The sequence below is a fragment of the Solwaraspora sp. WMMD406 genome (assembly GCF_029626025.1).
In the GTDB taxonomy this organism is placed as follows: domain Bacteria; phylum Actinomycetota; class Actinomycetes; order Mycobacteriales; family Micromonosporaceae; genus Micromonospora_E.
The window spans coordinates 4797500-4812164 of record NZ_JARUBF010000001.1; the positions used below are offsets into that span (position 1 = coordinate 4797500).

Sequence of the window (14665 nt, forward strand, 5' to 3'; positions counted from 1 at the left end):
CACCGGCCACCGACAGCCAATCGACAACCCGGTGGACTGCTGTGTGGTCCGGCTCACCCAGACGGGGAGGCGGACGGCGAGCCGGACGGGGAGCCGGATGGGGAGCCGGACGGCGAGACCGGTACGTCCGGATCCCGGACCAGCGTCGGGTCGTCGATCTCGAAGTAGCGGGGTTCGTCGTGCCGCCGTCCGAACCGCATCAGTCGCACCAGTGGACGCCGCCGCGCCAACAGGGCGTCGCGGACCAGATCGGTGTGCACCTGTCGGGCCAGCACCAGCCGTCGGCTGGCCACCACCACCGCCTCGGTGGCCGGGTCGGCGGCGGTCAGCGTGGTGGCCCGCAGCTGCCGGGTCAGGTCGTTCTCCGCCGCCTCGCGTTCCTCCGGGGTGGTCGCGTCGAGGGCGATCCGGGCGGCCGCGTACAGCTCGACGGCGTACCGCTCCTCGGCGAGCACCGCCGCCGCGGCGGCCCGGCGCAGCAGGTGGGCGTCAAGGGCGCGGGCGGCCGCCGCCACCCGTACGTGCAGGCGGTCGACCCGCGACGCGGTCCAGGTGAGGTACGTCGACACCACGACGACCACCAGGCTCACGCCGACCACCCACCACATTCCCGGCATCGTAGTGCGGCCGGCTACCCGGCCGTGGACCCGATCACCGTGGCTCTACCCACTCCTGGTAGAGAACCCGCCCGTCGGTGGCTTCGATCGCCGCCGCGTAGACCTCCAGCACCCGGCGGGCCACCGCCGGCCAGTCGAAGGCCGCCACCGCCTGCCGGGCGTGGGCGGCGAGCGCGGCCCGGCGCGGTTCGTCGTCGAGCAGGTCGGCCAGGGTGTCACGGAGCGCGGCCACGTCGCCGGTCGGGAAGAGCTGCCCGGCCCGGCCGTCGTCGAGGACCCGGCGGAATGCGTCCAGGTCGCTGGCGACCACCGCCGCGCCGGCGGCCATCGCCTCGGTGAGGATCATCCCGAACGACTCGCCGCCGATGTTGGGGGCCACGTACAGGTCGACGCTGCGCAGCATCCGGGCCTTGTCCTGCTCGGAGACGAGTCCGAGAAAGGTCACCCGGTCGTGGAGCTCGGGCGGGATGCCGGCGTACAGGTCGGCCGGCCGGCCGGGGCCGGCGACCAGCAGCCGCAGCCCCGGCCGCTGCGCCGCGAGCGGCACGAACGCCTGCCGCAGCAGGTCGAAGCCTTTGCGGGACTCGGTGAACCGGCCGAGGAAGCCCAGGGTGCCGCCGTACCCGGGTCGACACTGACCGGGCCAGCCGGGCAGCGGTTCGGCGGTGGCGAACTTGGCCACCGCGACCCCGTTCGGGATCTCCACCGCGCCGCCGTCGAGGTGTTCGACCTGGACCTTGCGGGCCAGCGCCGACACCGCGATCCGGGCGGTGATCTTCTCCAGGACCAGTTGCAGGACGCCCTGCGCGGCGGCGAGCGCCCGGGACCGGGTCATCGCGGTGTGGAAGGTGGCCACCACCGGTCCCCGGGCGCAGAGGACGGCCAGCAGGCCGACGCTGAGCGCGAACGGTTCGTGCACGTGCAGCACGTCGAAGTCGCCCTTGTTGAGCCAGCGCCGGACCCGGGTGGTGACCACCGGGCCGAAGCTGACCCGGGCCACCGACCCGTTGTAGGGCACCGGCACCGACCGGCCGGCCGCGACGACGTACGGCGGTAGTGCGGCGTCCTCGTCGGCCGGCGCGAGCACACTCACCTCGTGACCGAGACTGATCAGCGCTTCGGCGAGATCGACGACGTGGTTCTGCACCCCTCCAGGTACGTCGAAGGAGTACGGGCACGCGATGCCGATCCGCACAGCGCCTCCCCTCATCCCGGTCCGGAAGCGGGAGCCGTCGTCGTTGTCGAACCTTCAGCGTCGCTCGCCGGGCGGTCGGACAGCCAGAGCCGCTGCATCATGTGCCAGTCCTGCGGGTGGCGGGCGATGCCGGCCGCGAGCCGGTCGGCGATCTGCTGGGTGAGCAGCCGGACCCGTACGTCCAGTGGACCGGACGCGGGATCCGGCAACGGCAGGGGCCCTTCCAGCGCGCCGTGCGCGGCGTCGGGTTCGAACCACATGGTCGTCACGTAGAGCGGGGCACCGGTGCGCAACGCCAGCAGCGCCGGGCCGGGCGGCATCCGGGTGCGGCCGCCGAAGAAGCTCACCTCGACCCCCCGGGCGGACAGGTCCCGGTCGGCCAGCAGCGGCACGACGTGGCCCTTGCCGAGCCGGTCCACCAGGACATCGAACGGAGGCCGTTGCCCGCCGACCGCCGGGATGATCTCCATGCCGAGGCGTTGCCGGACGGCGACGAACCGTTCGTAGACGCCTTCCGGACGCAGCCGTTCGGCGACGGTCGTCAACGGCCAGCCCTTCGCGGCCACCCAGGCACCGGCGGCGTCCCAGTTGCCGGCGTGCGGCAGCGCCACCACCGCGCCCCGACCGGCGGCGACGTCCGCGCCGAGCAGGTCCTCCCCGGCCAAATGGAAGGCTGCCAGCCGCTGCGCCCGGCTCAGCGACGGCAGCCGGAACATCTCCATCCAGTAGCGGGCGTACGAGCGCACCGCGTCCCGCAGCAGCAGGTCGAACTCGGCCGCCGGCAGGTCCGGGCCGACGACCCGGCGCAGGTTGCCGGCCAGTCGCCGTACCGCCGGGCCGTCGCGGCGGTGCGCCCGGTCGGCACCGGCGCGGAACAGCGCCGCCGCCGCCGGCCGGGGCAGCGTACGGACCAGCCGCCACGCCGCCGCGTAGCCGAGCTCGACCGGGGTCACGCCTGCACGCCCTGCGTCGTCTGCTGCTCGCGGGCGGCCTGGCTGGCCTGCTGGTGCACGTGCGCGATCCGCTGCCAGACGGTGATCACCGACAGGACGGCCAGCAACCACAGCGCCGCCGGCAGCCCCCAGCTGAGGCCGAGGCCGCTGAGCAGGCCGCCGATGCCGACCAGGATCAGTCGTTCGGCGCGTTCGGCGATCCCCACGTTGCAGGTCATGCCGAGGCCTTCGGCCCGCGCCTTCACGTACGACACCACGCCCCCGGCGATCAGGCAGATCAACGCCGCGACCGCTCCGGGGCGGTTGCCGCTGACGGCCAGCCAGTAGGCGACGGAGCCGAAGATGGCGCCGTCGGCGACGCGGTCCATGCTCGAATCGAGGAACGCGCCGAAGGTGCTCGGGCCGCCCCGCAACCGGGCCATCGTGCCGTCGAGCACGTCGGTGAGTGCGCTGAGGGTGACGATCACCAGGCCGGTGATCAGATGCCCACGAGCCCCGAAGCCGATCGCGCCGACCAGTACGCCGATGGTGCCGGCGACCGTGACCGCGTTGGGCGAGACACCGACGCTGAGCAGCGTACGGGCCACCGGCTCGGTGACCCGGGTGATGCCCGCACGGATGGACACTCTGAAGATCTTCGCCATGGCGGTCCCACGATAACGGTCGGCGGAAACGGTCGGCACGGTGGCCGTGCACGCGAGCCGACGACGGTCACCTCGCGCGCCGGACTTGTGTACGGCGCGTCGCGGGTGTGGGATCGACACGTGAACGTGAGCGAGCTCACCCGTGCCCGTCTCACGTTACCGACGGGTGGCCACCCGGCCGAAGATGTCGCGGCGGAATCACCCCGAGGTCACCCACCGCGGTCCGCGACCGACCACTGGTCCGCCCGGCCCGTGGTCACCCCACGCAGCAGGTGTAGCCAGGAGGTGCGCAACGATGGCGCAGAAAAGCCATGACCAGGGGTTCACCGGGACCGTCCCGGTGGTGACCGAACCCGAACAGGTCCGCAACGTGGTCGTGGTCGGGCATTCCGGTGCCGGCAAGACCGCGTTGATCGAGGCCCTGCTGGCCGCGTCCGGCACCATCGCCCGGGCCGGCAGCGTCCCGGACGGGACCACCGTCTGTGACCACGATCCGGCCGCGATCCGGCAGCAGCGTTCGGTGGCGCTGGCCTGCGCGCCGCTGTTCCACGCCGGGATCAAGGTCAACCTGCTGGACACGCCGGGTTACGCCGACTTCGTCGGCGAGTTGCGGGCCGGGCTGCGCGCGGGCGACGCCGCGCTGTTCGTGGTCTGCGCCGCCGACGGGATGGACGCGGCCACCGCCGCCCTGTGGGAGGAGTGCGCCGCCGTCGGCATGCCCCGGGCGGTGGCCGTCACCCGGCTGGACCACCCCCGCGCCGACGTCGACGAGACTCTCGCCCTGTGCCAGCGGGTCTTCGGCGACAACGTGCTGCCGCTGCACCTGCCGATGCTCGACGACGACGGCGTCGGCACCGTCGGCCTGATGGACCTGATAGCCCGGCAGGTACTGGACTATTCGGCCGGCTACCCGCCGGTGGTGCGGGATCCCGATCCGCAGCACCTGCCGGCGATCACGGAGGCCCGCGACGAACTGATCGAGGGCATCATCGCCGAAAGCGAGGACGAGACCCTGCTCGACCGCTACCTGGCCGGGGCGCAGCTCGAGGTGAAGGTCCTGGTCGACGACCTGGAAACGGCGGTCGCCCGGGGTCACTTCTACCCGGTGGTGCCGGTGTGTGCCCGTACCGGGGTGGGTCTGGACGCGCTGCTGCGGCTGCTGACCTCGGCGTTTCCCGCGCCGGCCGAGCATGATCTGCCGGCGGTGACGGAGCTGGACGGCACCCCGCGTCCGCCGCTGAGCTGCGATCCGGCCGGGCCGCTGGTCGCCGAGGTCGTCCGTACCACAGTGGACCGCCACGTCGGGCGGGTGTCGCTGGTGCGGGTCTTCTCCGGCACGCTGCGCCCGGAGGCCACCATGCACGTCGCCGGGCACGGCCTCGGCGACCGGGGCCACCCGGACCACGACAGTGACGAACGGGTCGGGCACCTCTACAGCCCGCTCGGGGCGCGGCTGCGGGAGGTGCCGCTCTGCGTGGCCGGCGACATCTGCGTGGTCACCAAGTCGGGTGGCGCGGAGACCGGTGACACCATCTCGGCCCCGGCCGATCCGCTGCTGATCGCGCCGTGGGACATGCCGGAGCCGCTGCTGCCGGTCGCCGTGGTGACCCGGACCCGGGCCGACGAGGACGCGATGGCCCGCAACCTGGGTCGGCTGGTGGCCGGGGATCCGACGCTGCGGCTGGAACGCAACGCCGAAACCCGGCAGCTGGTGCTCTGGTGCATGGGTGAGGCGCACGCCGACGTCGTCCTCGACCGGCTGCGCGCCGGCGGGGTCGAGGTGGACACCGAACCGGTACGGGTGCCGCTGCGCGAGACGTTCACGGCACCCGCCCGTGGGGGCCGTGCTCGGTGACCTGTCCGGTCGGCGGGGACGGGTGCTCGGCACCGAGGCGGACGGCGACGCCGGGGAACGGTCGGTGATCCGCGCCGAGGTGCCGGCCCGTGAACTGCTGCGGTACGCGGTGGAGCTGCGTTCGATGACGTCCGGGGCAGGCACGTTCCGGCGGGCGTTCGCCCGGTACGAACGGGTCCCGGCGCAGTTGGCGGCGGAGATCACCGCCCGGTGACCGTGGTGGGACGAGGCTGACCGACCAGGTGTCGGTCGGTCAGACGGGCTGGTCCGCCGGAGGTAGGTCAGCCGGCAGCGGGTCAGACGGGCTTTTCCGCCGCTGGCCAGGCGGCGGCGAACAGGTCCCGGGTGTCGGCGAGCAGTTGCGGCAGAACCTTGGTCTGCCCGACCACCGCCATGAAGTTGGCGTCGCCACCCCACCTCGGTACGACGTGCTGATGCAGGTGGGCGGCGATCCCCGCGCCGGCGACCGAACCCTGGTTCATCCCGAGATTGAATCCGTGCGCGTTGCTGACCTGCCGGATCATCCGCATCGCGGTCTGCGTGAAGGCGGCCAGTTCGACGGTCTCCGCCCGGTCCAGGTCCGGGTAGTCCGCGACATGCCGGTACGGGCAGATCAACAGGTGACCGGGGTTGTACGGGTAGAGGTTGAGCACGGCGAACACCCGTTCGCCCCGGGCCACCACCAGGCTCTGCTCGGTCGGTCGGCCGGGAGCCCGGCAGAAGGGGCACCCGGCCGGCTGGTCGTAGCCGCCGTCGGGGCGGTCCTCGCCGGTGACGTACGACATCCGGTGCGGTGTCCAGAGCCGTTCCAACCCGTCCGGCCCGCCCGGCCCTGGCTGCCCCGTCACGCCGTCACGCCCCCTCACGCCCGTTGTTCCATGATCCTACGGGCCGCCGTGGTCACGACGCCCGACCCGGCCCTGACCTCGGCACGCCAGAGGATGGTGTGCCGTCGGCCACGGCAGGGCCGAGCGGCTCAGGCCGCGCTCGGGTTGGTGTTGGTCCGCGAACGGACGATGTCGACCACGTGCGCCACCGCCTCGGCCACCGGCATTCCGTTGCGCTGGGAACCGTCGCGGTAACGGAAGGAGACCGTACCGGCGGCGACGTCCGCGTCGCCGGCGATCGCCATGAACGGCACCTTCTGCTGCTGGGCGGTGCGGATCTTCTTCTGCATCCGGTCGTCGGAGAAGTCGACCTCGGCTCGAATGCCCTCGGCCCGCAGCATGGCCACGAACTCGGCCAGGTAGTCGCCGTGCTCGCCCCGGATCGGGATGCCGACCACCTGCACCGGTGCCAGCCAGGCCGGGAACGCCCCGGCGTAGTGCTCGGTGAGGATGCCGAAGAACCGTTCGATCGAGCCGAACAACGCCCGGTGGATCATCATCGGCTGCTGCCGGGTGCCGTCGGCGGCCTGGTACTCCAACCCGAACCGACGCGGCTGGTTGAAGTCGAGCTGGATGGTCGACATCTGCCAGGTGCGGCCGATGGCGTCGCGGGCCTGCACCGAGATCTTCGGGCCGTAGAACGCCGCGCCGCCCGGGTCGGGCACCAGCTCCAGGCCGGAGTCGACGGCGGCCTGCCGCAGGGTCTCGGTGGCCTCTTCCCACTCGGCCGGGTCACCGATGAACTTGTCCGAGTCGTCGCGGGTGGACAGCTCCAGGTAGAAGTCCTCCAGCCCATAGTCGCGCAGCAGGTCGAGCACGAAGGCCAGCAGCGAGCGCAGCTCGCCGGGCATCTGCTCCTTGGTGCAGTAGATGTGCGAGTCGTCCATGGTCAGCCCGCGCACCCGGGTCAGCCCGTGCACGACGCCGGACTTCTCGTACCGGTAGACGGTGCCGAACTCGAACAGCCGCAGCGGCAACTCCCGGTAGGACCGCCCGCGCGACCTGAAGATCAGGTTGTGCATCGGGCAGTTCATCGCCTTGAGGTAGTACTGGGCGCCTTCCATTTCGGCCGGCGGGAACATCGTGTCGGAGTAGTACGGCAGGTGGCCGGAGGTTTCGAACAGGTGCGACTTGCTGATGTGCGGGGTGTAGACGAACTCGTACCCGGACTGTTCGTGCCGCCGGCGCGAGTAGTCCTCCAGCTCCCGGCGGATGATGCCGCCCTTGGGGTGGAACACCGCCAACCCGGAGCCGATCTCGTCGGGGAAGCTGAACAGGTCGAGGTCCGCGCCGAGCTTGCGGTGGTCGCGGCGGGCGGCCTCGTCGAGCAGCTTCAGGTACGCCTTGAGGGCGTCGCGGGTCGGCCAGGCGGTGCCGTAGATCCGCTGCAGTTGCGGGTTGCGCTCCGAACCGCGCCAGTACGCGGCCGCGCTGCGCATCAGCTTGAACGCGCCGATCAGCCGGGTCGACGGCAGGTGCGGGCCGCGGCACAGGTCCGACCAGCAGGTCTTGCCGGATTCGGGGTCGAGGTTGTCGTAGCTGGTCAGCTCGCCGCCGCCGACCTCCATCACCTCGCTGGCGTCGAAGTCGGCGGCACCTTTGACGTCGACCAGCTCCAGCTTGTACGGCTCGTCGGCGAGTTCGGCGCGGGCGGCGTCGAGGTCCGGGAACCGGCGGCGGCGGAACCGCTGGCCGGCCTTGACGATTTCCTGCATCCGCTTTTCCAGCTTGTCGAGGTCCTCGGGCTGGAACGGCTTGGCCACGTCGAAGTCGTAGTAGAAGCCGTTGGTGATCGGCGGGCCGATGCCCAGTTTGGCTTCCGGGAACAGGTCCTGCACCGCCTGGGCGAGCACGTGCGCGGTGGAGTGACGCAGCACGTTGAGCCCGTCGGGTGAGTCGATCGCGACCGGTTCGACGGCCGCGTCGGCGTCCGGCGTCCAGTCGAGGTCGCGCAGGGTGCCGTCGGCGTCGCGGACCACCACGATCGCCTTGGGCCCGGTGGTGGGTAGCCCGGCGGCCGCGATCGCGTCGGCGGCCGTCGTCCCGGCCGGGACCGCGACGGGTTCGGCTGGGGTCAGGGCTGCGCTTGCGGACACGACGGGCTCCTTGTGGCTTGTGGTGACGGATTGGTACGGATCGGTACGGTCACGCACCGACGCGACGGCTGGTCGGCTCCGATGCTATCGGTCCCTGTTTCTACGCCTGACGGGGACGCGTCCCGGGCGATAGATTGACGCGGTGGCACCCACCGACATGGTCGGCGCCCTGCGGCGCCGTTACGACTCATTCTTCACGCACCGGTCACCGGTGCCGTTCGCGGTACGGGACGCGACCGGCGCGGAACACCGTTTCGGGCCGGGTGAGCCCGAGTTCAGCATCGTCGTACGGGACCGGCGGGGCGATCGGGCGCTGGCCGCGCTGGACCAGTTCGCGGTCGCCGCCGCGTACCTGCAGGGGTGGCTGGACGTCGAGGGCGACCTGTCGGCGGCGCTGCGGATGCGGGCGTTCTTCACCGACTTCCACCCGGTGGCCCGGTTCTCCGGGCTGGTCACCGGCATGGTGCGGGGACGCCGGGAGGACGACCGTCGGGCGATCTCGCATCACTACGACGAGGAGTCCGAGTTCTTCCTCACCTTCCTGGACACCCGGCACCGCTGCTACACCGAAGGGGTGTTCGTCTCCGACGACGAACCGCTCGAAGACGCGATGAGCCGCAAGATGGACCTGGCGTTGGAAGCGATCGGTGTCAAGCCGGGCGACCGGGTGCTGGAGGTCGGCGGCGGCTGGGGGGCCTTCGCCGAGCACGCGGCCCGGCGCGGCGTCGAGGTGACCACGACGACGCTGTCGCGGGAGTCGGAGCGTTACCTGACCGGGCTGTTCGAGCGGGAAGGCCTCGATGTGCGGGTGGTCCGCCAGCATTTGTTCGCCTTTACCGACAACCACCGCTACGACGCGATCGTCAACATGGGCGTCACCGAGCATCTGCCCGATTACCGGCGGACCCTGCGCAAGTACGCCGAGCTACTCAAGCCGGGCGGGCATGTCTATCTGGACGCGCTCGCGATGCGCCGCAAGCACATGGCGTCGGCGTTCATGAAGCGCTACATCTATCCCGGCCGGTCGGCTCCGTTGCTGTTGCACCAGTATCTGCGGCACGTCGCGCGGTCGCCGTTCGAGCTGCTGAGCATCGCCGACGACCGGCACAACTACTACCTGACCTGCCGGGAGTGGGCGCGGCGGCTGGACGCGTCCCGCGACGACATCGTCGGGCGGTGGGGCGAGCCGATGTACCGGCGGTTCCGGATCTTCCTGTGGGGATCGGCGGCGGGCTTCGACACCGGGCTGGTGCAGGCGTACCGCTGGGTGTTGCGGCTGTCCTGAACCGGCCGTGGGGCGGCCGACTTGCCAGGGGCAGTACGGTCGTGAGGTGGCTACGGTGCTTCTGGTCGAGGACGACCACGTGGTGCGCGGCGCCATGTTGCGCTCGCTGGCCGATCGCGGGCACGCGGTCCATGCGGTCGGTACCGCCTTGGACGCGCTGCGGCGGGTCGCCGCGGAAACCCCTGACCTGGTCGTACTCGATCTGGGCCTGCCGGATCTCGACGGAGCGGACGCGCTGCGGATGCTGCGCGGCATCACCGACGTACCGATCATCATCGCTACCGCGCGCGACGACGAACAGGCGATCGTCCGGCTGCTGCGCGCCGGGGCGGACGACTACATGGTCAAGCCGTTCACCGGGGCGCACCTGGACGCGCGGATCACCACCGTGCTGCGCCGGGCCGGCCGGGCCAGCCGCTCGGTGGCTCCGGCGGTGCACGAGGTGGGCGGGCTGCGGGTCGACGTCGGGGAACGCAGTGCCACCCTGGACGGCGAGTCGCTGGCGCTGACCCGCAAGGAGTTCGACCTGCTGGCCTATCTGGCCGCCCGTCCTGGGCGGGTAGTGTCCCGCCGGGAGCTGTTGGAGGAGGTATGGCGGCAGCCGTCAGTCGGCGAGGATCAGACCATCGACGTACATCTGTATTGGCTTCGTCGCAAAATGGGCGAGTCCGCAGCGAAACCGCGCTACCTGCGCACCGTGCGGGGGGTCGGCTTCCGGTTGGTGGTACCGGACTGAGGTTGGCCCTGGCCTACCTCGGAGCCGGCATGACGTCGATCATCGCCTTGGTCTTCCTCATCCCGCTCGGCCTGCAGCTGCAGCAGGAAACCCGCGAACAGGCCCTGGCCGACGCGGCGCGCCGGGCCGCGGTGATCAGCGGCGCGCTCGCCATCAGCAACGACCCGGCGACGGTACGGCGAGCGGTCGACAGCCTCGGCGAGGATCCGGCACGTCAACCCGTGGTGCACGGGCTCGACCTCGGCGGCACCGCACGGGCCACCCCCGAGGACCTCGCCAGCGCCACGGGATCGGACAGCCCGGTGGTGGTGGCCGCCGACGGTGGAGTGCTGCGACTGGAACCGGTGACCGTCGGCGACACCGTGACCGCGATCGAGGTGTTCGTACCTGACGCCGAACTCAACCGGGGCGCGGCCGGCACCTGGGCGCTGCTCATCGCGATCGCGGCCGGGCTGGTGGTCATGTCCGTGATCGTCGTGGACCGGATCGCGGCCCGCGCGGTCGCGTCGACCCAAGGGCTGGTCAAAGCGGCGCTGGCGGTCGGCGACGGCGACCTGGGCGTGCGCATCCAGCCCAGCGGTCCCCGGGAACTCGCCGAGGCCGGATACGCATTCAACCGGATGGCCGACCGGCTGGTGGTCTCCCGTACCGACGAACGTGAACTCGTCGCGGACCTGTCACACCGGCTGCGGACACCGCTGACCGTCCTGCGTCTCGACGCCGACGCGCTCGACTCCGACGACACCAGCGTCGGCTCGTTCAGCGAAGCCGAACTGGACCGTCGGCGCACGATCCGCCGCATCCGGCAGGCGATCGTCACCCTCGAAGGTGAGATCGACGTGCTGATCAACACCACCCGCAAGACGGTCATCCAGGAGACCGGTCCGGGCAGCTGCGACGTCAGCGAGGTGGTCCGGGACCGGATGGTCTTCTGGTCGGCGCTGGCCGGCGACCAGAACCGGCCCTACAACGTGATCGGTGCCCAGCTGCGGACACCCGTCCCGGTCCCCCGCGCGGAGCTGGCGGCCGCCCTCGACGCCGTCCTCGGCAACGTCTTCCGCTACACCCCACAGGGGACCGCGTTCGAGGTGGCGGTCTCCCGGCGGGACGGGTACGTGGCGATCCGGGTCGACGACGCCGGACCGGGCATCGCCAACCCTGACCGGGCGCTGCGCCGGGGCGCCAGCGACCAGGGCTCCACCGGACTCGGACTGGACATCGCCAAACGGGTCGCGTTGCAGGCCAACGGCTCGGTGAGCCTGGACCGGGCCCGACTCGGCGGTGCCAGCGTCGTGATGCTGCTCGCCGACGCGGAGGCCGCTCCACCCCGGCCGGTGAGCCGGTTCGGCCTGGTCGGCCGGTTGGCCCGCGAACGCGACAAGGACCGCAACCGGGACCGGGGCCGCGACAAGGACCGGGACCGAGACAAGGACCGGGGCCGCGACCGCGCCGGTGGCAGCGGACGGGACCGGGAACCGGCCGACCGCGCGGAACGGGACGCCGACCCGCCGCGCTTCCGGCACCGATCGCCGCGCGACTGAGTCGGTGTACCCGTCGAGACTGCCCTCGATCAGGTGAGCCGAACGACGACCCGCACGCCCACCCCAAACGCAAGTCTTCCTTAGGTCTGGATTAACGGCGTTCCAGTCGGCGGCCCACGGATGGCACCATCTGCTGCGAACCCAACCTGTTCCTTGGACCATCACCCGCAGTTCCGTCCCGAACCACCGGTCCAGGGGACGCCCACGCGCGGCGGGGCTCGGTCCCCCAACTCCCTGTCCCGCCGCGCGCCCACCCTCGGCAGTGAGGCAGGTCGACGTGTCAGCGCCGCTACGGAACTCCCCGACCGGGACCCGGCGGGGCGGACAAGAGACCGACTCGACACTCACCGACGCCGACGACGCACCGGTGCTGTCCGGCCGCCGGTTGTTGCGGTGGACGGCGGTCGTCGGCGCGCTGGTGATCGCGGTCCTCGCCTGCTGGCAGGACCCCGGCTACGCGCTCGACGACGGCCGCTGGAGCGAACACCCCGGTACCGGTCCGGCGTCGGCCGGCACGGCGGGGCTCGTCGCGACGGTGGTCGTCGCGCTGCTGATCGCCCGGGGCACCCGGATCAGCTGGTCGCCGTCGCCGTCGCCAGGTAACCGTCGATCTCGCTGAGCAGCGCCGCCTGCGCCGGTCGGGGCAGGAACGACGCGGTCACCGCGTTACGCGCCAACTCCGCCAGCACCGGCGGACCACCGTCGAGCAGGGACGCCGCCACGGCGTACTCCCGGTTGAGGGTGGTGCCGAACATCGGCGGATCGTCGGAGTTGATCGTCACCAGCAGACCGGCGGCGACCATGTCGGGCAGCGGGTGGGCGGCCAACGTCGGGACGGCACCGGTACGCAGGTTGGACGTCGGGCACACCTCCAGCGGGATCCGCCGCTGCGCCAACAGCTCGACCAGCTTCGGGTCCCGCAGGCAGGACGTGCCGTGCCCGATCCGCTCGGCGCGCAACTCCCGTACCGCGTCCCAGATCGTCTCCGGACCGGTGGTCTCGCCCGCGTGCGGCACCGAGTGCAACCCGGCCGCCCGCGCCTGGTCGAAGTACGGCTTGAACTGCGGCCGGGGAACCCCGATCTCCGGGCCACCCAGACCGAAGCTGAGCAGACCGTCCGGTGCCTCCTCCAGACAGATCCGCAGGGTCTCCTCGGCCGCCGGCAGACCCGCCTCACCCGGGATGTCGAAGCACCAGCGCAGCTCCACCCCGAAGTCGGCCCGGGCCCGCTGGCGGGCGTCCTCGATCGCCGCGCAGAACGCCGGGGCGGCGATCCCCCGACGCACGTGCGAGTACGGCGTCACCGTGAGCTCGGCGTAGCGGACCTGCTGCCCGGCGAGTTCACGGGCCACCTCGTAGGTGAGCGTCCAGACGTCCTCGTCGTCCCGGATCACATCGACCACACTCAGATAGATCTCGATGAAGTGGGCGAAGTCCCGGAAGACGAAGTAGTCGGCCAGGGCGGCGGGATCCGTGGGCACCGGGCTGTGCCCCTCGTGTCGCTGCGCGAGTTCGGCGACGATCCGGGGCGAGGCCGAACCGACGTGGTGCACGTGCAACTCGACCTTGGGCAGACCGGCGATGAACGCCGACAGGTCCGGCGACGGACCCGATGGCACTGGCAACTCGGTCACCTGACTGCTCAGCCTCCTCGCGCGACGGGCAGCGCCGAGCGTACCGTCCGGGCGGTCGTCCGGGTTCTCCGGCCGGCCGGACGGGCTCGCCGGCCGGTCGTCTAGGCTCAGCCGGTGGACAAGCGAACGTTTGTGCGGCTCGGCCGCACCGTGGGAGCCGTCGGCCTCGGGGCCTGGCAGCTCGGCGCGGACTGGGGAACGGTCAGCGAGGACGACGCGCTGGCCACGCTGACCGCCGCCGTCGAGGCGGGCACCACCTTCCTGGACACCGCCGACGTGTACGGCGACGGCCGCAGTGAGCGGATCATCGGTCGTTTCCTGCGGAACCGGCCGGCCGGGGCCGACCTGTTCGTGGCCACCAAGATGGGCCGCCGGGTCGCCCAGCGGGCCGACGCGTACGTGCTGGACAACTTCCGGGCCTGGACCGACCGGTCGCGTACCAACCTGGGCATGGACACCCTGGACCTGGTCCAGCTGCACTGCCCGCCGACCGAGGTCCTGCACACCGACGGGGTCTACGACGCACTGGACACCCTGGTCGCCGAGAAACGGATCGCCGCGTACGGGGTGAGCGTGGAAACCGTCGACGAGGCGTTGGCGGCGATCGCCCGGCCGACCGTGGCCAGCGTGCAGATCATCCTCAACGCGTTCCGTCTCAAGCCGCTCGAACGGGTCCTGCCGGCCGCGCGGGCCGCCGGCGTGGGGATCATCGCGCGGGTGCCGCTGGCCAGCGGACTGCTCTCCGGCCGCTACGACGAACAGACCCGGTTCGCCGACGACGACCATCGCACGTTCAACCGTGAAGGGACCGCGTTCGACGTCGGCGAAACCTTCTCCGGGGTGGACTTCGCCATCGGGCTGGCCGCCGTCCGCCGCCTCGCGCCGCTGGTCGGCGAGCAGGTGACCATGGCGCAGTTCGCGCTGCGGTGGCTGCTGGACCAGCCCGGGGTCACCGTGGCCATTCCCGGTGCGCGCAATCCGCAGCAGGCGCGGGACAACGCGACGGCCGGTGAGCTCGCCCCGTTGGACGAGGAGACCCATCGGGCGGTGGCCGCCGTCTACGACGAACTGATCCGCCCGCAGGTCCACCACCGCTGGTGACCGCCGTCCGGCACGGCCACGAGCGTCCGGTACAGCCAAGCGTCCGGTACAGCCAAGAGCCTCGCATCCCGGCCAGGGTGCGAGGCTCTTGTCACGACCGTTGCGGGTCAGTGCCAGGACC

Annotated in this window: 11 protein-coding genes and 2 pseudogenes; 6 read left to right on the top strand and 7 right to left on the bottom strand. The window is 71.7% G+C overall.

Annotation, left to right across the window (positions count from 1 at the left end; all coding sequences use genetic code 11):
* Positions 1-53: 53 nt before the first annotated feature.
* Genes O7632_RS21070 through pgsA form a run of 4 tightly spaced genes read right to left on the bottom strand, consistent with a single transcriptional unit; the run spans position 54 to position 3409 of the window.
* A complete protein-coding gene (locus tag O7632_RS21070) occupies positions 54-608 on the bottom strand; it encodes a hypothetical protein (RefSeq protein WP_278116666.1) in 555 nt (184 codons plus the stop codon).
* A 43-nt stretch (positions 609-651) separates the two neighbouring features.
* Entirely contained in the window at positions 652-1812 is a 1161-nt protein-coding gene (locus O7632_RS21075; protein ID WP_278116667.1) for a glycosyltransferase family 4 protein, read from the bottom strand.
* Between the two features lie 11 nt (positions 1813-1823).
* Entirely contained in the window at positions 1824-2765 is a 942-nt protein-coding gene (locus tag O7632_RS21080; RefSeq protein ID WP_278116668.1) for a phosphatidylinositol mannoside acyltransferase, read from the bottom strand.
* Positions 2762-3409 carry a phosphatidylinositol phosphate synthase gene (gene pgsA / locus O7632_RS21085; protein WP_278116669.1) on the bottom strand — a complete coding sequence of 216 codons (648 nt, stop codon included), beginning with the start codon at positions 3407-3409 and terminating at the stop codon, positions 2762-2764. Before pgsA ends, O7632_RS21080 begins: the two co-directional genes overlap by 4 nt.
* A gap of 295 nt (positions 3410-3704) precedes the next feature.
* On the opposite strand from pgsA, the pseudogene O7632_RS21090 reads away from it, so the two are divergent.
* A pseudogene (locus O7632_RS21090) lies at positions 3705-5478 on the top strand (elongation factor G).
* A gap of 82 nt (positions 5479-5560) precedes the next feature.
* Here the strand turns inward: O7632_RS21090 and O7632_RS21095 are convergent.
* Together O7632_RS21095 and thrS are read right to left on the bottom strand one after the other, a co-directional pair.
* Positions 5561-6049, bottom strand: a complete 489-nt coding sequence (locus O7632_RS21095; RefSeq protein ID WP_278120257.1) for an HIT domain-containing protein — start codon at positions 6047-6049, stop codon at positions 5561-5563.
* A 191-nt stretch (positions 6050-6240) separates the two neighbouring features.
* Positions 6241-8247, bottom strand: coding sequence for a threonine--tRNA ligase (thrS, locus tag O7632_RS21100; RefSeq protein ID WP_278116670.1), 2007 nt, complete (start codon positions 8245-8247; stop codon positions 6241-6243).
* A 142-nt stretch (positions 8248-8389) separates the two neighbouring features.
* On the opposite strand from thrS, the gene O7632_RS21105 reads away from it, so the two are divergent.
* From O7632_RS21105 to O7632_RS21120, 4 genes and pseudogenes are all read left to right on the top strand, one after another.
* On the top strand, positions 8390-9532 hold the full coding sequence (locus O7632_RS21105; protein ID WP_278116671.1) for a class I SAM-dependent methyltransferase: 1143 nt from the start codon (positions 8390-8392) through the stop codon (positions 9530-9532).
* A gap of 46 nt (positions 9533-9578) precedes the next feature.
* A complete protein-coding gene (locus O7632_RS21110) occupies positions 9579-10268 on the top strand; it encodes a response regulator transcription factor (RefSeq protein ID WP_278116672.1) in 690 nt (229 codons plus the stop codon).
* Positions 10269-10297: 29 nt separating this feature from the next.
* Positions 10298-11641: pseudogene (locus O7632_RS21115) on the top strand (HAMP domain-containing sensor histidine kinase); the annotation flags it as partial.
* A gap of 445 nt (positions 11642-12086) precedes the next feature.
* Positions 12087-12428: a hypothetical protein gene (locus O7632_RS21120; protein WP_278116674.1), complete on the top strand. Its 342-nt coding sequence runs from the start codon at positions 12087-12089 to the stop codon at positions 12426-12428.
* Here O7632_RS21120 and O7632_RS21125 read toward each other — a convergent pair.
* A complete protein-coding gene (locus O7632_RS21125) occupies positions 12382-13434 on the bottom strand; it encodes an adenosine deaminase (RefSeq protein ID WP_278120259.1) in 1053 nt (350 codons plus the stop codon). The genes O7632_RS21120 and O7632_RS21125 overlap by 47 nt on opposite strands.
* Before the next feature lie 123 nt (positions 13435-13557).
* On the opposite strand from O7632_RS21125, the gene O7632_RS21130 reads away from it, so the two are divergent.
* Complete coding sequence (locus O7632_RS21130) at positions 13558-14544, top strand: aldo/keto reductase (RefSeq protein ID WP_278116675.1); 987 nt, start codon at positions 13558-13560, stop codon at positions 14542-14544.
* The last annotated feature ends 121 nt before the right edge of the window (positions 14545-14665 follow it).